The sequence below is a fragment of the Mycobacterium sp. genome (assembly GCF_035640695.1).
Classification (GTDB): domain Bacteria; phylum Actinomycetota; class Actinomycetes; order Mycobacteriales; family Mycobacteriaceae; genus Mycobacterium.
Genome location: NZ_DASQVQ010000047.1, coordinates 1 through 20023, shown reverse-complemented (window position 1 = coordinate 20023; position 20023 = coordinate 1). Strand labels below are relative to the sequence as shown.

At 67.6% G+C, this 20023-nt stretch carries 21 protein-coding genes and 1 pseudogene; 8 read left to right on the top strand and 14 right to left on the bottom strand.

The features are described 5' to 3' along the window. The first annotated feature begins 1 nt into the window (after window position 1). Window positions 2–973, top strand: a complete 972-nt coding sequence (locus tag VE759_RS05430; RefSeq protein WP_324928968.1) for an antibiotic biosynthesis monooxygenase — start codon at window positions 2–4, stop codon at window positions 971–973. 28 nt (window positions 974–1001) lie between these two features. Here VE759_RS05430 and VE759_RS05425 read toward each other — a convergent pair whose 3' ends face one another. Both VE759_RS05425 and VE759_RS05420 read right to left on the bottom strand, forming a co-directional pair. Continuing rightward, window positions 1002–4166 carry a multicopper oxidase domain-containing protein gene (locus VE759_RS05425; protein ID WP_324928966.1) on the bottom strand — a complete coding sequence of 1055 codons (3165 nt, stop codon included), beginning with the start codon at window positions 4164–4166 and terminating at the stop codon, window positions 1002–1004. A 123-nt stretch (window positions 4167–4289) separates the two neighbouring features. Then, window positions 4290–4802: a nuclear transport factor 2 family protein gene (locus tag VE759_RS05420; protein WP_324928964.1), complete on the bottom strand. Its 513-nt coding sequence runs from the start codon at window positions 4800–4802 to the stop codon at window positions 4290–4292. 58 nt (window positions 4803–4860) lie between these two features. Here VE759_RS05420 and VE759_RS05415 point away from each other — a divergent pair, with 58 nt between their 5' ends. Next, entirely contained in the window at window positions 4861–5808 is a 948-nt protein-coding gene (locus tag VE759_RS05415) for an epimerase (protein WP_324928962.1), read from the top strand. A gap of 5 nt (window positions 5809–5813) precedes the next feature. Next, window positions 5814–7169 carry a hypothetical protein gene (locus VE759_RS05410; RefSeq protein ID WP_324928960.1) on the top strand — a complete coding sequence of 452 codons (1356 nt, stop codon included), beginning with the start codon at window positions 5814–5816 and terminating at the stop codon, window positions 7167–7169. Here VE759_RS05410 and VE759_RS05405 read toward each other — a convergent pair. Genes VE759_RS05405 through VE759_RS05385 form a run of 5 tightly spaced genes read right to left on the bottom strand, consistent with a single transcriptional unit; the run spans window position 7092 to window position 10764 of the window. Then, on the bottom strand, window positions 7092–7562 hold the full coding sequence (locus tag VE759_RS05405) for a hypothetical protein (RefSeq protein ID WP_324928958.1): 471 nt from the start codon (window positions 7560–7562) through the stop codon (window positions 7092–7094). The two genes, VE759_RS05410 and VE759_RS05405, sit on opposite strands and share 78 nt — an antisense overlap. Then, window positions 7559–8737 carry a molybdopterin-dependent oxidoreductase gene (locus VE759_RS05400; RefSeq protein WP_324928956.1) on the bottom strand — a complete coding sequence of 393 codons (1179 nt, stop codon included), beginning with the start codon at window positions 8735–8737 and terminating at the stop codon, window positions 7559–7561. Before VE759_RS05400 ends, VE759_RS05405 begins: the two co-directional genes overlap by 4 nt. Beyond that, entirely contained in the window at window positions 8734–9366 is a 633-nt protein-coding gene (locus tag VE759_RS05395; RefSeq protein ID WP_324928954.1) for a class I SAM-dependent methyltransferase, read from the bottom strand. The genes VE759_RS05400 and VE759_RS05395 overlap by 4 nt, the downstream gene beginning before the upstream one ends. Before the next feature lies 1 nt (window position 9367). Then, window positions 9368–10111 carry a TIGR04282 family arsenosugar biosynthesis glycosyltransferase gene (locus tag VE759_RS05390; RefSeq protein ID WP_324928952.1) on the bottom strand — a complete coding sequence of 248 codons (744 nt, stop codon included), beginning with the start codon at window positions 10109–10111 and terminating at the stop codon, window positions 9368–9370. Further along, on the bottom strand, window positions 10108–10764 hold the full coding sequence (locus tag VE759_RS05385; protein ID WP_324928950.1) for a glycosyltransferase family 2 protein: 657 nt from the start codon (window positions 10762–10764) through the stop codon (window positions 10108–10110). Before VE759_RS05385 ends, VE759_RS05390 begins: the two co-directional genes overlap by 4 nt. A 104-nt stretch (window positions 10765–10868) precedes the next feature. Between VE759_RS05385 and VE759_RS05380 the strand changes: the two genes are divergently transcribed. The 4 genes from VE759_RS05380 to VE759_RS05365 all read left to right on the top strand — a co-directional run bounded on the left by VE759_RS05380 (window position 10869) and on the right by VE759_RS05365 (window position 14219). Continuing rightward, window positions 10869–11552: a response regulator transcription factor gene (locus tag VE759_RS05380; protein ID WP_324928948.1), complete on the top strand. Its 684-nt coding sequence runs from the start codon at window positions 10869–10871 to the stop codon at window positions 11550–11552. Further along, the gene (locus tag VE759_RS05375) at window positions 11539–12567 is read left to right on the top strand and encodes a HAMP domain-containing sensor histidine kinase (protein WP_324928946.1); all 1029 of its coding nucleotides are present in this window, start codon (window positions 11539–11541) and stop codon (window positions 12565–12567) included. The genes VE759_RS05380 and VE759_RS05375 overlap by 14 nt, the downstream gene beginning before the upstream one ends. Window positions 12568–12795: 228 nt before the next feature. Beyond that, window positions 12796–13686, top strand: a complete 891-nt coding sequence (locus VE759_RS05370; protein WP_324928944.1) for a YncE family protein — start codon at window positions 12796–12798, stop codon at window positions 13684–13686. A 98-nt stretch (window positions 13687–13784) separates the two neighbouring features. Further along, window positions 13785–14219, top strand: a complete 435-nt coding sequence (locus tag VE759_RS05365) for a nitroreductase family deazaflavin-dependent oxidoreductase (RefSeq protein ID WP_324928942.1) — start codon at window positions 13785–13787, stop codon at window positions 14217–14219. Between the two features lie 30 nt (window positions 14220–14249). Here VE759_RS05365 and VE759_RS05360 read toward each other — a convergent pair whose 3' ends face one another. The 3 genes from VE759_RS05360 to VE759_RS05350 are packed head-to-tail and all read right to left on the bottom strand — an operon-like array spanning window position 14250 to window position 16859. Next, a complete protein-coding gene (locus VE759_RS05360) occupies window positions 14250–15089 on the bottom strand; it encodes an alpha/beta hydrolase (RefSeq protein WP_324928940.1) in 840 nt (279 codons plus the stop codon). After that, window positions 15058–16089 carry an NAD-dependent epimerase/dehydratase family protein gene (locus VE759_RS05355; RefSeq protein ID WP_324928938.1) on the bottom strand — a complete coding sequence of 344 codons (1032 nt, stop codon included), beginning with the start codon at window positions 16087–16089 and terminating at the stop codon, window positions 15058–15060. The genes VE759_RS05360 and VE759_RS05355 overlap by 32 nt, the downstream gene beginning before the upstream one ends. Next, the gene (locus VE759_RS05350; protein ID WP_324928935.1) at window positions 16086–16859 is read right to left on the bottom strand and encodes an S-methyl-5'-thioadenosine phosphorylase; all 774 of its coding nucleotides are present in this window, start codon (window positions 16857–16859) and stop codon (window positions 16086–16088) included. Before VE759_RS05350 ends, VE759_RS05355 begins: the two co-directional genes overlap by 4 nt. Before the next feature lie 39 nt (window positions 16860–16898). On the opposite strand from VE759_RS05350, the gene VE759_RS05345 reads away from it, so the two are divergent. Then, on the top strand, window positions 16899–17771 hold the full coding sequence (locus VE759_RS05345; protein WP_324928933.1) for a 1,4-dihydroxy-2-naphthoate polyprenyltransferase: 873 nt from the start codon (window positions 16899–16901) through the stop codon (window positions 17769–17771). An 84-nt stretch (window positions 17772–17855) separates the two neighbouring features. On the opposite strand, the gene VE759_RS05340 is transcribed toward VE759_RS05345, so the two are convergent. From VE759_RS05340 to VE759_RS05325, 4 genes and pseudogenes are all read right to left on the bottom strand, one after another. After that, window positions 17856–18218 carry a DUF2267 domain-containing protein gene (locus VE759_RS05340; RefSeq protein WP_414687838.1) on the bottom strand — a complete coding sequence of 121 codons (363 nt, stop codon included), beginning with the start codon at window positions 18216–18218 and terminating at the stop codon, window positions 17856–17858. A gap of 470 nt (window positions 18219–18688) precedes the next feature. Continuing rightward, window positions 18689–19177 (bottom strand): hypothetical protein, encoded by a 489-nt coding sequence (locus VE759_RS05335; protein WP_324928931.1) that lies wholly within the window; start codon window positions 19175–19177, stop codon window positions 18689–18691. Between the two features lie 255 nt (window positions 19178–19432). Beyond that, window positions 19433–19679 (bottom strand): annotated as a pseudogene (locus tag VE759_RS05330) (Clp protease N-terminal domain-containing protein); the annotation flags it as partial. A 162-nt stretch (window positions 19680–19841) separates the two neighbouring features. Further along, window positions 19842–20023 (bottom strand): DUF4229 domain-containing protein (locus VE759_RS05325; protein WP_324928928.1); only part of this gene is annotated, 182 nt, incomplete at its 5' end.

Here is a 20023-nt window from a genome sequence, read left to right as displayed (position 1 = left end):
GATGCCAGCCGAGAACGCCACCGACACCGAGACGACGGTGATCATCGGCCAGCGAGTGCGACCCGGTTTTGAGCGGGACTTTTCGCGCTGGCAACACAGGCTGAATGACATCGCATCGCGGTATCCCGGCTTCATCGCCGCCGAGGTCACCGAACCGACCGCCACGCAGCCCGATTGGGTGGTCGTCTACCGATTCGACACGATCGCGAATGTGCAGGCGTGGATCAACAGCGCCGCCCGCCAGGAATGGATGACCCAGGGCCAGCAGTACTTCGACGGACCGGCCACCCAACAGATCGTCAGCGGCGGCGGTAAACCCGCCGACATGCTCGTCACGGTCGTTGTGACGCACCGGGTGCGTCCGGAGGACGTCGACGACTTCCTGGCCTGGCAGGAGCGGCTTCGCACGGTGGAGAGCAAGTTCGGAGGCTTTCGGGGCTCCGAGCTCTTCCGCCCGATCCCCGGTGTCCAGGACGACTGGACCGTGTTGTACCGCTACGACACCGTTGCCGACCTGGACAAGTGGCTCACCTCAAAGGAACGCCAGCAACTTCTCGACGAGGGTAAGAAGTTCAGCGATTTTCAGCTGCGCACCGTCGACAACTCGTTCGGCAGCTGGTTTTCGTTCGACGATCACGGCGTGCCGGCGCCGCAGCCGTCGAACACTAAATCCGCGATCGCGGTGTGGGTCGGCCTGTACCCCACCGTCGTGCTGCTCACCCTCGCGCTGTCACCATTGAAGCTGCCGCTGTGGCTCGCCATGCTGGTGGGAAACCTGTTGTCCAGTTCCGTCATGACCTTCGTGACGATGCCGTACTACGTCAACCCGCTGCTGAAGCAATGGCTGTGGCCGCGGGCCGATGCGCCGAAGGCGCGCACCAATTTACGCGGAATCGCCCTCGTCGCCGCGGTCATGGTGGCCTGGACGGTGGTCATCTACCTGATCACCACCGTGTTCTGGCACCTGCCCTGAGCTACCGTGTGCTGGCACCTGCCCTGAGCTACCGCCCGGCTATCTGCGCGCCCGCGACGGGAACGGGTGGCAGCGTCGTCAACAGGTTGGGCGACAACGTTTTGGCCTGCGGATCGGCGCGCACCAGCCCATACTTGCGAACCTCCGAGCCCGCGGGTCCGGCACCGCTGACCAGAAGGTGCGCGCCGGTGGTCGTGCTGGTTGTCGCCACCCGGAGACCGGCGGCCGCGGCCGGCCCGACAAACGGGGCGAACGAGGCGATCGAGGCGAAGTGGACGGCGCCCATGTCGTGGTTGGCGCTTTCCAGGTACATCTGTGGCTGACCGTCCAGCCGCGAGCCGGTCGACCACACCTGCACCGTGCCGTCGCCGGCGAGCTGGCCGGTGACGATGCTCTGCGCTCCGCCCTCGGCGCCGGCCACCCACCCTGCCGCGAGCGAGACACCCCCGGTGTAGGCGGCGTCGTAGGCCAGGAAGTCCGACGTGGTGGCCGGCTCGGTGATCTGAGAAGCGTGGGCGCCCTTGGCTTTCGCCCTTTCCGTCGGCGTGTACAGGTCATAGCGGAACGTCTTGATGTGCGCCGGTTCTCCCGGTCCTGGGGCGGTGACGATGCTGGGGCGGCCCGAGGCGGCGTCGACCAGACCGGTGGCCAGCGTCACGCCCGAACGCGATCCGGGGTAGGGGGTGAAGGTCGAGAACACATCCGGAGCCTTGTGCGGCTCGTTGGGCAACCTAGAGGAGAACACCTTAACTTGCGAGTCGGTTCCGGGCCCCGCCGCGACAATGATGTTGTCCCTCAGCCCGTTTCCGTCGACGTCGGCGCCGGCGACGCTGACGCCGCCGCGGAAATCGGTGTTGAACGGCGAGAAGCGGGCCAGCTCGTTGCTGAACGGGCCCAGCCCGCCGTTCGCGCCGTCGTAGACCACCACCTCGGGCGCCACACCGGCGCCGGTGCCGACGATGAGATCGAGAACCCCGTCGCCGTTCACGTCGGCCATGGCCACCGACGGCGTGCCCTCGAACGCCGGAAAGGGCGTGGGCACGGCGAGCACCTTGTCGCCGTTGCCGTCACGGACCTCCACCGTGGCGGGTGCACCCTTCGAGCCCGGGATCGCAACCGCATAGCTGGACACCGTCGGGATCACGTTGATCAGAGCCATCATCCCGTTGTCCTCGTGGTTGAGCCGGTGGCAATGCATCACGAAAGCGCCGGTGTATTCGACGAATTGGGTGCGCATCGTCACCGTGGCGGGTGTTAAGGCGTTCTCATTGGCGTCGGTGGTCGGCTGTGGCACGTTCACGATGTCCTGCCCCCACGGCTGGACCCCGGTCCTGGTGCCTGCGACCGGATCGACGACCTCGGTGACTTGCAAGTTGTTGACGTGCACGTGAATTGGATGGCCGTCGTTGTTGAAGTTGCTGAACTTCCACTCCTCAACGGAATCGAGGCGCGGCTGGATCAGCGGGATGTTCGGAAACGTGTTGTCGTCGATCTCGTAGGTGAAGGCCTTGGGATCGCCCTTGCTTGCCTTCTCGTTGTCGAAGCCGCCGGTGAGCTTGAAGTCGCGGGTCATGTCGGGCGTCATGACGGAGGTGTCGACATACGAGGTGTACGTGTCGAGATTCTGGCCGGGTTCGAATGCGGTGGTCTGGCCTACCCCCGCGTCGGGCGTCACGTGCAGCAGGGTCTGGGTCGGAAACGTGAAGAAGCCGTCCGCGTAACTGATGTACTTCGGATCGACGGTCACCGTGCCCAGCACCGCCGGGTAGTTCTTGGTGCCGTTGTTCGTGTACAGGATGCCGGGGTTGGTGACCGGCTTCGCGCCCGGCATTGGTGGCATCTCCAGCACCAGGTCGCCGGTCTTGGGCATCGTGACCGCGATCGCGTAGCGCACGCCGGTCGGGATGAGCAGCCTTGTCCCGTCGCCGCCGACAAAGCGCTGCACCTGGGTGTAGGGGATACCGTCCTGCCCGACGATCGAGAACTTCGGGTGGTTGCCGGTGGCTGTTTCGGTGAGTTGTAACGGCATATAGGCGAAGTCGGTTATGTTGGCCAGCACCCAGATCTCGGTCTGACCGGGCTTGAGCTTCAACTGCGGCTGAAATTGTCCGTTCACGGTGAATTGCACGTCGCGCTGGTTGTCCGGCACCCCAGGGTCCGCCGGCACATTCACCGAATCACTGGTGAAACTTTGCAGATTCGTCGGGATGAACTCGTTCTGGCCGCGGTGGTTGGCCGGCGACAGCGGCCCGGTGTACCAGTTGGTCATGAACTGGGCGCCGTTGGCGGTCCCCGAGAAGTTGACCGGCGCAAGGCTCGGTGCGTAGGTGCCGTCGGCAAGTTGGGTGCCTTCCGGGGGTTTCAGCGTGCTGACCCACTGCGGCCACGTCGGGTTGTTCAGCTGGTGACCGTTGCCCTTGCGGTCGAACACAAAGTCGTACTGCAGCGCCATGTCCCGAATTGGGATGTGGTTGTTGGTGACCACCGGCAGATTGCCGTCGGGACGTCCGATCTCGAGCATCCCGGCCAGCCCCAGATACGTCTGTTGGGCGGTGAGCGTGTGGCGATGGCCGTGGTACCAGTACATCCCGTGGGGCATGTCCTTCGGTATGGCGAAGTCGTAGGTGTTGCTCATCCCCGCCGGGATCGATAGCAAGACATTGTCTTGGTTGCCGGTCGGGCTGACGTGCACCCCGTGCAGGTGCAGATTGATCGGCGCCGACGTCAGGGTCGGCGGGTAGAGCGGCACCTGGCCGCCCGCCGGCGTCCACGCCGGGTCGTAGAAGTCCTGAATCGTCAAGTCCTGCAAGTCATTGTCGAAGTGCACGATAAGATGCTCGCCCGGATCGACGCGCAGCGTCGGCGCGGGGTACGTGTTGTCGCCCTTGGTGGAACCGTCGGAACTCGTGCCCTTGATGACTTCGTATCCGAAGATCAGGAAGTCCGACACCGGTTTCGAGACGGTGTCGAGGTTGACCGTGCCCTGGTGCGCCGATAGCCGCACCTCGAGGACCCCGTCCTTGCTGGACAGTTTCACCGGTTCCCGGTAGGGCGCCGGTTTGCCGTTCGGACCGGCGTTTACGCCTACCGACGCCTCGGGCTTGTGCGACGTGCACGACGTCATCATCAGCGTCAGCGACACGACAACGGCAACAGCGATCGCCATAAAGAGCTTGCTTCGACGGACCGGCATGGGCGCTCCTCAATTCGCTGCCTGCACCGATGAATCGCTCGGAACAGTACCCGGGCGCGGCTACCGAATTCGCGGGATTTGCGATTCTTGTGCCGTTGTTATTGTTTGCTGTGAAATCCCTGGTTACGCAGTCGAGGTGGTTTCCTGCGCCGACAACGCCATCCAATTGCCGTTCTGTTTGATGAATACGTCGGTGAATCGCTCGCGAGCCAGGACGCTGCCCGATTCGGTAAGGGTGTTCACTCCGTGTATCACCGCTGTGTCACCGACCACGTCGACCAGCTGCTCGGTCGGGTTCATCGTGAACCCGACCTTGACGATGCCGGTGATCTCCTGCTCGCGGTTCAGCAGCTTGCCCTCGCTGGTGATGTGCTTGAAGTCGGCGGTGAGGATCGATTCGACGGTGTTGCGATCGCCCGAGGTGATTGCGGTCAGCCAACGCGCCTCCTGGGCAAGGACGGCTTGGTTGTCCTTCGCGGCATCCTGGCGATTGGTCGGCGCGCCGCATCCGACCAGCGTGGCTGCCACTCCGAGGGCGAGGGCGCGGGCGGTGGCGCGGACGCGGGCGGTGGCGTGGGGGCGCGCGGTGGCCGAGGCGCGGGCGGTGGCCGGGGCGGGGGCGGCGGGGGTCAACACGAGGCGTTTTCGCCGATGTTCATGACGAGACAGGCTAATCGAGCGTTAGCGTAGCCGTGTGAAAGTCGTCCTGGCCGGCGGCAGCGGAGCGCTCGGCCGGCACATCGCCGAGGACCTCGACGGCCGCGGTCATGACGTCGTGATCCTGACCCGCCGGCCCGATCCGCAGCTGCCGACGCGGCAAGTGCAATGGGACGGCGAGAACGTCGCAGAGTGGGCCGCCGAACTCGACGGTCCGCACACGGCGTTGATCAACCTGGCCGGCAAGCCGGTTGACTGCCGGCCGAGCAAACGGAACATCGCCGAACTCATCCGTAGCCGGGTGCTGCCCACCCGAGCCCTGGTGCGGGCGAGCCACCACCTCAAAACCCCGTTGACCCACTGGATTCAGGCCAGCACGACCGCGATCTGGTCGGACGCGGGTGAGACCCGATGCGACGAGTCCACGCCGATACCGGTCGGGCTTCCGCAGATGACCGGCGTTGCGGTGCCCTGGGAGCAGGCATTCGACGGCGCCAACACCTACCACGGCGTCCTTCTACGCACGTCGATCGTGCTGGACCGCGACGCGCCGGCGATGCGCCGACTCGTCCAACTGACGAAGCTCGGCCTGGGTGGGCGAGTCGGCGATGGGCGGCAGTGGTTTTCGTGGATACATGTCGCCGACTGGCTCGGCGTCGTGCGCGCGTGCCTCGGTTTAACACCGGACGTGACGATACCCGCCGGAATCGTCGTTGCGGCCGCCGACCACCCGGTGCGCAACGAGGAGTTGATGGACACGCTGCGCCGCCGGCTGCACCCCCGGTACGCGCTGCCGACCCCGGCCGCACTGCTCAGGGTCGGCGCCGTCGCATTGCGCAGTGATCCCGCGCTCGGCCTGACCGGGCGCCATGCCACCTCGAAAGTGCTCGGCGCCAGCGGCTTCCAATTCCAATTCCCGACGCTTGACGCGGCACTGGCCGATCTTCTGGTCAATGACAGTCCGGTCGCCGACCGGCCCGCGTAACCACGGTGAGGAGCGGTCGCGGCGAGGCGATTTCGGTATCGCTTGGCGTGGTGCTTGTGGTGGCGGCGTTCTGGGTGCCGCACCTGCACCTGGGTATCGTGACACCGCTGATCAACTCGTCACCGGCGCGAATCGCCGCGTTCGCACAAACGGCGCCGATCTTCGGCTGGTGGAACGCACATGTCGGATGGGGCACCATCGCCGCGGTCCTGATCGGCATCGCGGCCGTGCTGTGGGGACCGACCGTGGCGCAGCGGTTGCCCTGGCGCGCGCTGACGCTGACCGCATGGGCCACCTCCGCGGCGTGGGCCTTCTCGCTGGCGATGATCGACGGCTGGCACGCCGGCTTCGCCGGACGGCTCACCGCCCGCAACGAGTACCTCAACCAGGTGCGCGCCATCACCGACATACCCGGGGCGCTGCGCACGTTCTCCAGCCGAATCCTTGATTTCCAACCGAATTCGTGGATCACCCATGTGTCCGGTCATCCGCCCGGTGCGCTGCTGACATTCGTCTGGCTCGACCGCATCGGTCTCGGTGGCGGCGCATGGGCCGGGTGGCTGTGTTTGGTCGTCGGTTCGAGCGCGGCCACCGCGATCATCGTGGCGCTGCGGGCAGTCAACGACGAGAACACCGCACGGCTGGCCGCGCCGTTCGTCGCGGTCGCGCCGACCGCGATCTGGATCGCGGTGTCGGCCGACGGCTACTTCGCCGGCGTTGCGGCGTGGGGCATCGCCCTGCTGGCCCTGGCCGCGACCCGCTCCGTCGGATTGCCGATCCTTGCCGCGATCGCCGCCGGTCTGCTGCTGGGCTGGGCGATCTTCCTGAACTACGGGCTGGCGCTGATGGCGTTGCCCGCACTGGCCGTGCTGATCGCGGCGCGCAACGCCGGCGCCGTGTGGACGACGCTGGCCGGGGCTGTGCCCGCCGCGGCGGCCGTCATTGTCGTGTTCGCCGCCTACGGCTTCTGGTGGTTCGACGGCTATACCCTTGTGCAGCAACGGTATTGGCAGGGCATTGCCAAGGACCGCCCGTTCCAGTACTGGAGCTGGGCCAACCTCGCTGCGGCGGTGTGCGCGATCGGTCTCGGCAGCGTCGCGGGCCTGGGCAGGCTGTTGAACATCGACGCGATCCGGCGACGCTCGGGCGTGCACCTGATACTGATCGCGATGCTGATCGCGATCCTGTGCGCCGACCTCAGCATGCTGAGCAAGGCCGAGACCGAACGGATTTGGCTGCCGTACACGGTGTGGCTGACCGCGGCACCGGCGCTGCTGCGGCCGTCAACGCACCGCTGGTGGCTCGCCGTCAACATCATCGGAGCGCTGCTGATCAACCACCTGATCCTGACGAACTGGTAGCAGCCGCATCGCAACCAAGTACAACAGCACACACGCCCAGACCACCCCCAGCGAAATCCACAACCCCGCGTGGTAATTGCGGTCGAGCACGGTCAGGTTGTCCGGCCGCATCCCCGGCTTGTCGAAGACCGGGATCGCCAGCATGATCAGCACGACGGTGCAGAACGCCGCGATCGCGACCGGTGCCCACCACCGCTGCGGGATCAGCCGTCGCCCGGCGAATCCCAGCGCGACGCACAGCGGCGCGAACACCAAGTCATGCAGCACCACGCCGGCCAGCGCCCACACCACGATGCGCATCAGGATCACCGGCGGGTTCTCCGAGACCAGCACGGCGCCGTAACCGGCGATCGCCAAGCCGAGAATCATGAGCAGCGCCCGGGTCAGCCTCATGCCGGCACCACTTCGATGCGCGACAGCCATTTGGTTTGCAGCACACCGGGTCTGCTCGGCGCGATCAGCCGGCAGGGGTAGCCGTGGTCGAGATCGAGGGTTTGGCCGTTTAGCTTCAGCGCGATCAGCGTGTCCGAGTCACGGGCGTGCCGGGCCGGCAGCACTGTCCGTGAATACGGGCCGGGTGGCTCGAGCGAGATCATCCGCACGTCGGAATCCGGCGAGGCGCCGACGGCGCGCAGCAGGTCGGCCAGCACCACGCCGGTCCATTGGGCGTTCGCGCTCCAGCCCTCGACGCACGCGATCGGCAACTGGCGCGTTGCCTGCGGCATCGCCGTCAGTTCCGCGACGGTGAACGCGCGCGACGTGGTGCCGCTGGTCACGGTCAGCCGGTAGTCGGGTGACCCCGCCGGGAGCGGCACCCCCGCGGCCACCGCGCTGCGATTCACCGGAACCGACTGCGGCCCGTGGCCTGAGCGCGGCGCGAGCAGCGACACCTTGCGCAGCCACGGCACCGTCTGCCCGGCGGTCAGCACGGTCGCCAAGCCGACCGCCAGCCACGTGCCGCGTAGCACCGTGCGCCGCGACACGCCGCCGCGCGGCGGCTCACCCGCACCCGGAGGCAGGCCCGCATCCGGCGGCAGGCCCGCATCCGGCGGCTCGCCCGCATCCGGCGGCAGGCCCGCATCCAGCGGCTCGCCCAGCGCCCGGCGGATCACCGGCAGCTTCACCGCGATGTGCACCAATACCGCCCCGGCCGCGACATACGCCATCGCGTAATGGCTGGTGGTGAAGAAGAACTTGAACGCGTACCACTGCGCGATGTTCATGATCCCGGTGGACAGCTGGAACGTCATCGCGGCAACCAGCACGAGGATCGAGCCGCGCTCCAGCTGGCGGGTCAGCGTGCCGATGAAGGGCCGCTCGAACAGCTTTGGCCACACTGACCACAGCTTGACCACCAGCAGCGGGATCGCGGCGATGCCCGAGATCACGTGCAGGCCCTGTGTCAGCCGGTACAGCCACACCGGCCGTGTCGGCCAGAAGAACCACGGTTGCGGATGCTGGATGAAGTGGCTGATCAGCCCAGTAACGAAGCAGATCGCCACGGCCACGCCCAGCCACAGCCCGACCCGGGCGGTGACGGGGGCGGTGCGCAGGACGGGCTTGGTCATCTGGCAGCCAGACTCGCGACGATCCGCCTGCCGGCGGGATGAAAACCGGTGAGCGCCAAGCCGGCCTGGTCGGCCAGCCATCCGGCGCTGTCCACACCCACCGAGGCCCACCGGAACCACGGGCCGACGGCGCGGGCCGATTCCAGCCGCACCCATCGCGGCCGGACACCTGTTGCTGCGGCGTCGAATTCGGCCACACAGCGGCCACCGCGGCGCAACAGCTCGCCGGCGCGGCCCAGGATCCGACGCGGGTCGCCACCGAGCCCGACGTTCCCGTCGGCCAGCACCACGGTATGCCAGCGGCCGGTGGCGGGAAGCGGGTCGAACACGTCGCGGTGCAGGGCGGGTGCGCCGCTGCGCCGCGCCATCCCGACGGCGGTGGCCGATTGGTCGACGCCCAGCGCGGGTATTCCGCGTCGAATCAGGTGCGTGACCAATCGCCCAGGACCGCAGCCCAAGTCGATGGTCGGCCCCTTGCACAACGCGACCACGGCGCCGTCGAAAACGTCGTCGGCGCCGCCGCCGCCGCCCAGCCAGCTGCGCACCGGCAGCGCACACTTTGCGCCGTCGTCGTGGCGGATCCAGCACCGCTCCCCCGCCAGCGCCCTTTCGTAAAGGTTGCCGAACATGTCACCCGCCCGCCGCGTCGGTCGCCTTGGCAAGCGCGTCGGCCGGTTGGGCAAGCGCGTCGGTCGCCTTGGCGAAGCGGGAATCTGGCGGGCACATGTGGCGTATCGCCTCGATGTCGTCGATGGTGTCGACGTCACGGAGTTGATCGACAAGTGTCACGTCCACGCCGGTTTCACGCAGCGCCGCAAGCGTTACGGCACCGGTGTCGTCGCGCGAGGTCGGTATGTCACGCAGCACAGCGGACATGGTCGCCGAGTGCACGCCGAGCACCCACCAGCCGCCGTCGGTGGCCATGCCGAGCACCGCGGGCGCGGTCAACAGCGCCTCGGCACACCGGGTTATCAATTCAGCGGTGACCTGTGGGGTGTCCATTCCGATCTGCAGCAGGGGTTGAGGGCCCGCCGCGGCAAACGCATCAGCGTGGGCGTTGGCCAGCCGGTTCGGGAAATCCACTCCACGCTGGGCGATTACGGTGAACATGCGCAGTCGCTCACGCAGCTCCGCGCCGCGCGCGGCCCTGGTCACGTCGCCGGTCAACGCCACCACACCGGCCTCGACCGGGGCCGCGGCCACCGCGTCCAACGTGTCAAGCAGCGAAGCGGCGGCAATGTCGGCCGCGGCCTCGGGCCCGACGACCGCCGCCAGCCGCGTCTTGGCCAGGCCGGGCAGCGGCGCCTTGGCCAGCACCAGCACCGTTACGGGAATGTCCCCCGGTCGCTTCGCTCCTGCCCCCTGGGCGATCATGAGATCACCCGCCAAAAGTCAAGCGCGGCAATGAAACTGCCTCGGAGCGACCCGCTGACCTTCGACTTGCCCCCGGTGCGCGGACCGTAGCGCACGTCGCGTTCAACCACGCGCCAACCGGCCTTGGCGGCACGGACCAGCAGCTCCACCGGATACCCGGAGCGCCGGTCTACCACGCCGAGCGCCAGCAGCGCGTCGCGGCGGGTCACCCGCATCGGCGCGATGTCGTGGATCGGCACGCCATAACGCGTTCGCAGCCGCCAGCACACCGCGGCGGTGCCCGCCCGCGCATGCCACGGCCAGCGCAGTCCCTGCACCGGTCGGCGCCGCCCGGTCACCAGGTCGGCGCCGCGCCGCAGTTCGGAGACCAACGCCGGCAGTTGGGACGCGTCCAGCGATCCGTCGGCGTCGAGCACCGCGACCACGGGTGTCGTCGCCGCGACCACCCCGGCATGCACGGCCGACCCGTATCCGGGCGACGGCTCGGCGACCACGTCGGCGCCATGCCGGCGCGCGACGTCGGCCGTCTCATCGGTGCTGTTGTTGTCGACGACCAGGGGGCGGTAGCCCCGCGGAATGGCCGCGAGCACGCCGGGCAGCGATGCCGCCTCATTCAGACAGGGCAGCACCACGGTCACGGAACAGCCGGGCATGTGTCCCGAGGTTAGTCAGCCCAGATGGGCACCGGCCCCGATATCGGTGACAAATGCGTGACATCGGCGCAGGTCGGCTGCGGCCAGGGCTACTGTCAGATGCTGTGGCGCGGGTGCTCATCGCCGACGACGACACCGTCGTCCGCGACATGGTGCGCCGATACCTCGAGCGCGACGGCCTCCAGGTCAGCGTGGCCGACGACGGTGACGAGGCGCTGCGGCTGCTGGGCACCGAGCGCATCGACCTCGCGGTGCTCGACGTGATGATGCCGGGTCCCGACGGCCTGACGTTATGCCGCACCCTGCGCGGTAGCAACGGCTACGCGATTCCGGTCATATTGTTGACCGCGCTCGGCGAGGAGGACGACCGCATCGCCGGCCTGGAGGCGGGCGCCGACGACTATGTGACCAAGCCGTTCAGCCCGCGCGAGGTCGCGCTGCGGGTGCGGTCTGTGCTGCGCCGGGTGTCCGCGCCGGCGACCACGCTGCCGCTGGAGATCACCGAGGGCGCGCTGACCGTCGCGACCGCGGCCCGCGCGGTGCGGGTTGCCGGCGTACCGGTCACGCTCACCAATCGCGAGTTCGAGCTGCTGCTGTTCTTCCTGACACACACCGACACCGTATTCACGCGTGAGGAACTCCTGACGCGAGTATGGCGGTGGGACTTCGGTGATCTGTCGACGGTCACGGTGCACGTCAAGCGGCTACGCGCGAAACTCGGTGGCCACCACCGGCTGCAGACGGTGTGGGGCCGCGGATACGTGTGGAGCGGCGATGGGTTGGCGTGACTTCCTCGAGATGGTCGCGTGGGCACTGGGCTGCTCGGTGCCGTTGGTACTGCTCGGCTGGTTGGTGGTGTGGCTGGTGCGATCTCGGTCGCTGGCGCTGAGTATGGCGCTGCTGGTGCTGATTCCGACGTTGGCGACGATCGCAGGCGTGCTCGGCGCAAGCCGGTTCATGATTACCGAGACATTTCAGCAGACGTCGATCGTGATGACGATCATCTCGCTCGTGACGATCCCGGCTGCGGTGATGCTGGCGCGCTACCAGGCCCGAAGAACGGTGTGGGAGAGGCAGGCTCGCGACGCCGAACGAGCAGCCGAGCAGTCGCGGCGGCGGCTGGTCGCATTCGTCAGCCACGACCTGCGCACTCCGCTGGCCGGCATCCGTGCGGTGTCGGAGGCGATCGCCGATGGCGTGGTCGACGAAGACGAGGTGCGCCAGCACGCCAAACACATTGAACAGGAATCGATTCGACTATCGGAGATGGTCGACGACCTGTTCGAGATGTCTAAGATCAACGCCGGTGCGGTACAGCCTGCGCATGAGAAGGTCGCGCTCGACGAGGTCGCCGACGATGTGATGGCCGCGCATCGCATCGCCGCCGAGCGCGCCGGAGTGTCGCTGCAGATGACGCTGCCCGGCACGCCGGTGCAGGTATTCGGCAGTGACCGTGCGCTGGTTCGGGTGCTGTCCAACCTGGTGGCCAACGCGATCGCGCACACTCCGGCCGGTGGCAGGGTGGAGCTGGCGCTCGGCTCCGATGAGGACGGCGCATACGCGCGCGTCGACGACACCGGCGTGGGGATCGACGAGGCCGACCTGCCCCGGGTGTTCGACGTTGCCTACCGCGGCTCCAACAGCCGGGTGCCGCGATCGGATTCGTCACTGCCGAGCGGATCCGGATTGGGACTGGCGATCGCCGCGGGCCTGGTCAATGCGCACCGCGGCACGCTGACCGCCCGCAATCTCGGCACGGGCGCCCGGTTCGAGGTGCGATTACCGCTCGCCGTGGACGATTGACCTGGGACTTCGGTGCCGTCTGATCTTGATAAGGCGCCATATCGTTAACCGGTTGTGGGAACATGGCTTATGACGCCAAACCGGCGTAGTGGGTCGTGGGCCGCCGGTGCATTGCATGTAGTGCTGTTCGCAGCTGTGTTGCTGGTGGGAGGGTGCTCGAATCGAGCGCAGCCGCAAGATGTTCCGCAAAATCTGCCGCTGGGGTTACCGCTGCGCTCGGTGGGGGAAATGCCGCTGCCAGGGGATAATTCGCGGTTCGACTCCGCCAGCTTGGATGCACAACGGGGTTTGTTGTTCATCTCACACCCAGGGCAAAACGACGTCATCCAGGTCGACATCAACGCGCAGCGCGTGGTGAGCACCATACGGAATCTGCAGGCCGTACATGGGGTGCTGGCCGTCGGTGAACAGAGCCGGGTGTATGCGAACGCCACCCGGGTCAACCAGCTGGTGGCTATCGACGAGACCACTGGGCTGGAGGTGGGGCGCGCTCCGACGGGGAATTATCCGGACGGATTGGCATACGATTCCCGACGCCACGCGGTGTGGGTGTCCAACCGCGAAAGCGGGACTCTGACCGTCCTGGACGGGGCCACCTTGCAAGAGCGCGGCAACGTAGACATCGGCGGCGAGATTGGCAATGTTGGTTACGATTCGAGAAGCGACCGGATGCTGCTTGCGGTGCAGGGCAACAACCAGTTGGCCGTGATCGATGCCCAGTCGATGACGGTCGCTCAACGGGTGTCACTGCCCAACTGTGACGGCCCGCGCGGCGTGAGCGTCGCCGAGCAGGACCGGTTGGTGTTCGTCGGGTGCAACTACAACGCCACCGTCGTCATCGTCGATTCGACGAACTGGAGCATCGCCGGGACCTACCCGGTCGGCCAAGGCCCCGACATGCTCGCCTACGACACGTCCGGCCGCCGGCTGTATGTTGCCGCCGAGAGCGGCATCGTCGCCGTGCTGCTCCTGCACGATCGCAGCGTTCCGGTGATCCGCTCCGACTTCCTGGCCGACGGCGCGCATGTGGTGGCGGTCAACTCGGACACGCATCGCACTTACTACCCGGTTCACGGCGGACCGGAAGGACCGAATCTACTGATCAAGGAGGCCACGTGAGCCACGCCTGATTCGTGCCGATCCCGCGGCTTGATTTGTACCAATTGGTCCATTAATGTCGTTGACCGCACCGGGTCGAAGGGGTCGAAGGGTTGGCGATGGCAGGAACCGGGTTACGCAAGTTCAAGTTCGAGCGCCAGGTCGGCCGCAGCGTGGTCAATCCACTGATCGGCGCGCTGGATCGGATCGGCGTGCGGTCCTCGCTGGTGGTCGAGTTGGAGACGGTGGGCCGCAAGTCCGGCGCGCCGCGTCACGTCTACCTCACCGGCAGCGCCGACGATCGCGGCGTCTGGGTGATCTCGCAACACGGCCACCGCGCGGGCTGGGCCCACAACATCAAGGCGAACCCCGCCGTGCGGGTTCGGGTCGGCGACCGGTGGCGCGCCGGCACCGCGACGTTGCGTCCCGACGACGACGTCAAGGCGCGAGCGCGCGGCTTCGCCAACGGGAGGATCGCCGGCGCCGCGACGGCCCTGGGAATGCGTGCACTGCAAAGCGATCCGATTTCGGTGCGCATCGAGTTCACGGATTAGTCGCCATCGGCGGCCAGGCAATGTCGGCAGCTAGCCGTCGCCCGACCCACCGGTGACCGGCAGCACGCCCGCCCGCGTCAGGAAGCCGACGATCTCGCCGATCATGTGACGGCCGTCGAGTAGCGCCGGGCTGTTGTGGCCGGCCCCGCGCACGATCAGAAACCGCTTCGGCTCCAGAACCTTTGGCGCCGCGTCATACAGCCGGCGGCTGAGCTCGGGCGGCACGATGGTGTCGCGATCGCCGGCTACCACGAGCAGCGGTGCGGCGAGTTGACCAATCCAATCGATGGACGGGTAGCGATCGAGCAGCAGCGCGCCGACCGGCAGCCACGGGTAGTGCAGTCGGCCGACGTCGGGCAGCGACGTGAACGGTGACCGCAAAACCACCGCGGCAGGGGGCCGTTCGATGGCGAGCCGCACCGCGACCGCGGCGCCCAGCGATTCACCGAAGTACACGATCCGGTCCGGGTCGACCTCGGGCCGTGCCACCAATGACGCTTGTGCCGCCAGGGCGTCGGCCACCAGGCCCTGCTCGGAAGGCCGGCCCAGGTTACCGCCGTATCCGCGGTAGTCGAACAGCAGCACCGACAGTCCTGCCGCATTCAGCGCGGCTGCAAGCGGCGCCCGTAGCCTCCGGTCACCGCCGTTACCGTTGCAGAGCAGTACGGCCGGTCCACCGTCGGCGGACGCGGGGGCGAACCACGCGCTCAACAGCAGGCCGTCGCTGGTTTCAAGGAGCATGTCCTGGCCGCGCGGTAGCACCGTCGCCGCGCGAGGCACCGGGACGCGCGACGGGAAGTAGATCAGCCGCCGCTGCAAACCTGCCCACCACGGGAAGTCAATCACGAAGCGGCGCTTTCGCGAAGTCACGCAGCCCGGCCTCCGGCTGAATGCTGGCAGTGAAGCCGAGCAGCTCGCGGGCGCGGGCCGGGTCAGCCACGATGTGGCGCACGTCGCCGCTGCGGTAACCGCCGGTGATGCGCGGCGGCGGACCGCCGCACGCGGCGCACAGTTGCTCGGCCACCTCGAGAATCGAGATCGGCCGCCCTGAGCAGATGTTCGCGGCGACGAACCCGTCGGGCGCCATGTTGACGGCTTTCATGTTGGCGGCGGCAACGTCGTCGACGTGCACGAAGTCGCGCATCTGGCGTCCGTCCTCGAAGACTTGTGGCCGACGGCCGCTCGCGAGCGCCGAGCGAAAGATCGCGGCCACCCCGGAATACGGGGTGTCGCGTGGCATGCCCGGCCCGTAAACGTTGTGATAGCGCAACGCGGTCACCGAGGCGCCGCTGGCTTCGGCCCAGGCCAGCGCGTAATGCTCCTGTGCGGTCTTGCTGGCCGCATACAGGCTGCGCGGGCGCAGCGGCGCATCCTCGTCGACGAGCCGCCAGCTCAGCGTTTCGCCGCAGATCGGGCAGCGGTGCTCGAAAATTCCCGCGTCGAGGTCCTCGCGCCGCCGTGGCGGAGGGTCGACCGGACCGTGGCGCGGGCAGTCATAGGAACCTTGGCCGTAGACCACCATCGACGACGCCAACACCAGGCGCCGGCAGCCGGCCTTGTACATCTCGGCCAGCAGCACCGCGGTGGCGAAGTCGTTGTGGCGGCCGTAGTCCGGAGCATCAGCGGGGTCCACCCCGGCCCCGACCATTGCGGCCTGGTGGCAGACCACGTCTATGCCGTCGAGCAGCCGGGCCAGGCTCTCGGCGTCAGCGACATCCACTGCGCGGCAGCCGGACGGCGGCCGGCTGAGCGGGCCGTGCGCGGCGGGCAACAACAGATCGATGGCGACGACGTCGTGGCCGTCGGCTTGCAGTTCGGTTTGCACGCGCGAGCCGATGAACCCGGCCGCCCCGGTCAGCAGCACCCTCACGGCAGCTCGAATGGCAACTGGACGCCCTCGTGCGGTAGGCAATCGGTGCAGGTGCGTTCGACGGCCACCTTGCCGATCGCGTCAAGCACGACTTGTTTGAACGGACCGAGGTTGCGCTCGAACTCTGTGAACACGTCTACCGCCCGCACGCCGGCACCGACTTCTATGCCCGCGTCAAGATCGGTCACCAGAGCGATTGCCGCATAGCACATTTCCAGCTCGCGGGCAAGGACCGCCTCGGGGTAGCCGGTCATGTTCACCAGGGTGAAGCCTTGCGAGGCGAACCACTGGCTCTCGGCCCGGGTGGAAAACCGCGGCCCCTGAACGACGACCATCGTGGCGCCGTCGATCACGCGCGGCTGCAGCGCGGCCTCGCGCAGCGTCGGGCAGTACGGGTCGGCGAAGCCGACGTGGATGCCCCCGGAATCGAAGTAGGTGTCGATGCGGCCCCGGGTTCGGTCGACGAGCTGGTCGGGCACGACGGTCGCGCCGGGACCGAACTCCGGGGTTAGGCTGCCGGCCGCGCACGGCCCGAAGACGCGGCGCACGCCCAACGCCCGCAACGCCCACATGTTGGCGCGATACGGCACGGTGTGCGGTGAGAATTCGTGCTTGATGCCGTGCCGCGGCAGGAACGCGACCTCGTGATCGCCCACGGTGCCGATCGTGATCGCGCCGCTGGGCGGTCCGTACGGAGTGTCGACGGTCACGCTGCGGGCGTCGTCGCCGAAGAACGTGTAGAAGCCGCTGCCGCCGATGACTCCGAGCATGGCGACCATTGTCGGGCATGCCCCGTGTAAGGATCGGTTGTGGCCAGCTTCGCGCAATGGATCGAGGGCGCCCGCCCGCGGACACTGCCCAACGCGGTTGCCCCGGTGGTCGCCGGAACCGGCGCCGCGGCGTGGCTGCACGCGGCGGTGTGGTGGAAGGCATTGCTGGCGCTGGTCGTCGCGGTCGCGATGATCATCGGCGTCAATTACGCCAACGACTACTCCGACGGGATCCGCGGCACCGACGACGACCGGGCCGGCCCGGTGCGGCTGGTGGGCTCGCGGCTGGCGGCGCCGCGAGCTGTGCTGACGGCGGCATGCGTCAGTCTGGCAATAGCGGCGGTGGCGGGCCTGGCCCTGGCGGTCTGTAGCGAGCCGTGGCTGATCGCGGTTGGCGCGGCGTGCATTGCCGGGGCGTGGCTCTACACCGGTGGGTCAAAGCCGTACGGCTACTTTGGTTTTGGCGAGCTTGCGGTGTTCGTGTTCTTCGGTCCGGTCGCGGTGCTGGGTACGCAGTACGTACAAGCACTGCGGATCGACTGGATCGGCGTGGTGTTGGCCGTCGCGATCGGCTCGATGTCAAGCGCCGTGCTGGTGGCCAACAACCTGCGCGACATCCCGACCGACTCCCGCGCCGGGAAACGGACCCTGGCGGTGCGCCTCGGCGATCGCCGAACACGGCTGCTCTACCAGGGCCTGATGGCGGCCGCCGGGGCGTTGACCGTGGTGCTGGTCCTGGCGACGCCGTGGTGCCTGGTGGCGCTGGTGGCCGCGCCGCTCGCGGTGCGGGCCGCGGCGCCGGTGCGTGCGGGCAGCGGCGGCCGCGAGCTGATCCCGGTGTTGCGCGACACCGGGCTGACGATGCTGGTGTGGTCGGTGGCCGTCGCACTGGCGTTGACGCTGGCCAGGTAGCGCCGGCTCAGGTGTCCTGATCGAGCGCGTCGATCATCGTGCCGGCTTGTCCGGTGCTGCCGATGCGTGGTCCCGACCCGCGCCTCACGGGAAGGCGGTGGCCAGGTCTTTCGGCATGCTCGACTTGATGTCCTGCCACTCGCCCTCAGTGATGTAGCTCCTGAGGGCTTGCAGGACGGTCTGGACCAGCTCATCCAGGCTGCCCCGGATGTCGTACGGAAACTCTTTGCGAACCCGCGCGAGGAATTCGTCCTTGTCCATCTTCACGGGCACACGCGTGGGCTCCCAGCCGTCGTAGTAGATGCCGCGCACCAACATAGGCAGCTGTGCCGCGAGCTGCGCAGCCTCGTCGACCGTCAACCGGTCGCGAAGCGGGTGCAGAACCGCCCGCAGTGCCGCGTAGGACTGGTTGCGCCGCTCCTTCGGCCAGTCGCATGCCTCCTCGATTTGCTTCAGGATTCGGTTGTCTTGTCGACCGTGGTGTTGAACGAAGAAAACCCTGTCTCGGCCATGCTGTGCTCCCTTTTAACACCGATCGCCGCGGGCCCTGTCACGTTGTTCTGTACGTTCAGCGGCCCTGCATATTGCGGACGAACCAGGCTGGACCCAGGCGAGCCTGATGTTCGATAGCAGGTGCTATTCCGCTCCGCGATGTAGTTATGCCCATCGGCGCGGGGCTCTATGCGCTTGGGCGTTGAAGACTTTCCAGGGGCAGCATCATCGCCGCGGAGGGTGGAACGTCCCCACATGATAGAGATGCGCGAGTCATCATGGACAGCCTCGCATTTCGCCGATGCCGAACGCCACCGACTTCGGCTGGCCAGAGTTGGCGTGCTGTACTTCAACGTCGAATGTGATCGAAGGACTGGTCAGCGCCCATGTCGGCGGCTGGGTTCGGGTCCGGATATTCCCATCGCTCAGCGGCCGCGGGGCTCGACAGCGGGGGCTGCCAGCCAGGCGAATCGTCCGAGACGGGGGCGCAGCCAGCGGTCGACGCTCCACGTCGAGCCGGCCGCCGCGAAGAACAGGGCCAGCGACGCAAAGATGTAGCCGACCGAAGGCCCGAGATCTGTCATGCCGGGCTTGAAGGGCAGGTGGAAAGCCTCAGCGCCCGACCAAATGCCGAAAGATAGCACCGCCGTGCCGACGAACGCGGCATTGGACAGCACTCCAAGAATCAGGGCTAGCGCGGCGAACGTCTCGACGATGGCGATGCCCAGCGCGAAGACGGGCGGATTGGCCATGCCGACCATGTGTGTCAGCGCCAGCCACTGGTGGATGACGGGCGTGTTGACCTGCGAGACCTTGCCGAGCTCGGTGTGCAGGGTCTGCCCGTGAATGAACCCAGGCTGCCATTTGAAGCTCGCGTCGCAGGCCCAAAGCACTCCGAAGAGCACGCGCACCACGGCGGCACCCTGCAGCCAACGGCGGCCGAAGACGGCAGAACGTGTGGCGCTCGGCGATGAATCAGCCGCAGACGCCTCGAGCGTCGTGGACACAGGGGTACACCTTTCGGTTGACCGAGGCTTTGGTTCTATCGAACACGGGGTGGCCGGCAAGTTGGTTCAAGGTCGCTGGCAGACCACGGAGACCCGCACGCCGCCGGTGCGTGCCTGGTCGCACGCGGCGCGTCGAACAAGGAGATGGCGGCGTCACCGACGTTAGGCGGCCTGGTCGAGCAGCGCGATCACCTCGCCGCGCAGCCGCTGGGTCTCGACATGCTCGGTCAGCAGTGCCGCCCCGCACTCGTCGCCGCCGCGCAGAATGCCGAGCACGATGTGCTCGCAACCGATCCAATCGGTCCTTGTGCGCGATGGCTTCTCGCAGCCCCAGTTCGAGCACCTTCTTCGCCGACCGGGTGAACGGGGTGTGCCCGAACCGCCTGTGCCGCCGCCCGCGCGATGGCCGACCCAAGCGCCTCGTCGAACTGGGTCACGTCCAACGTCCCCGCCTCCCACCAGCCGATGCAGTCGCGCAGCGCGTCTGCGACGAACCGCGGCGGCAGCCCGACGCTCGGGGTGTCCAGGAATCCGTCGGCACCGACGAACGCGGTCCCGAATGCCTCGCGTGTCATTCGTTTTCCCGCGGGTTCTCGCCGCGCAGCCGGGCCCGCAGCCGCTCGCGGTCACGGCGGCGACGCTCGTCGACGATGGCAAGGCCGGCGGTCGCGCGCCGCCGCAGCGGAGCAAACACCCAGATGCCCAGTGGCAGCGCGATCACGAGCGCGAACGCGATCGCGATGTAGACCGGAA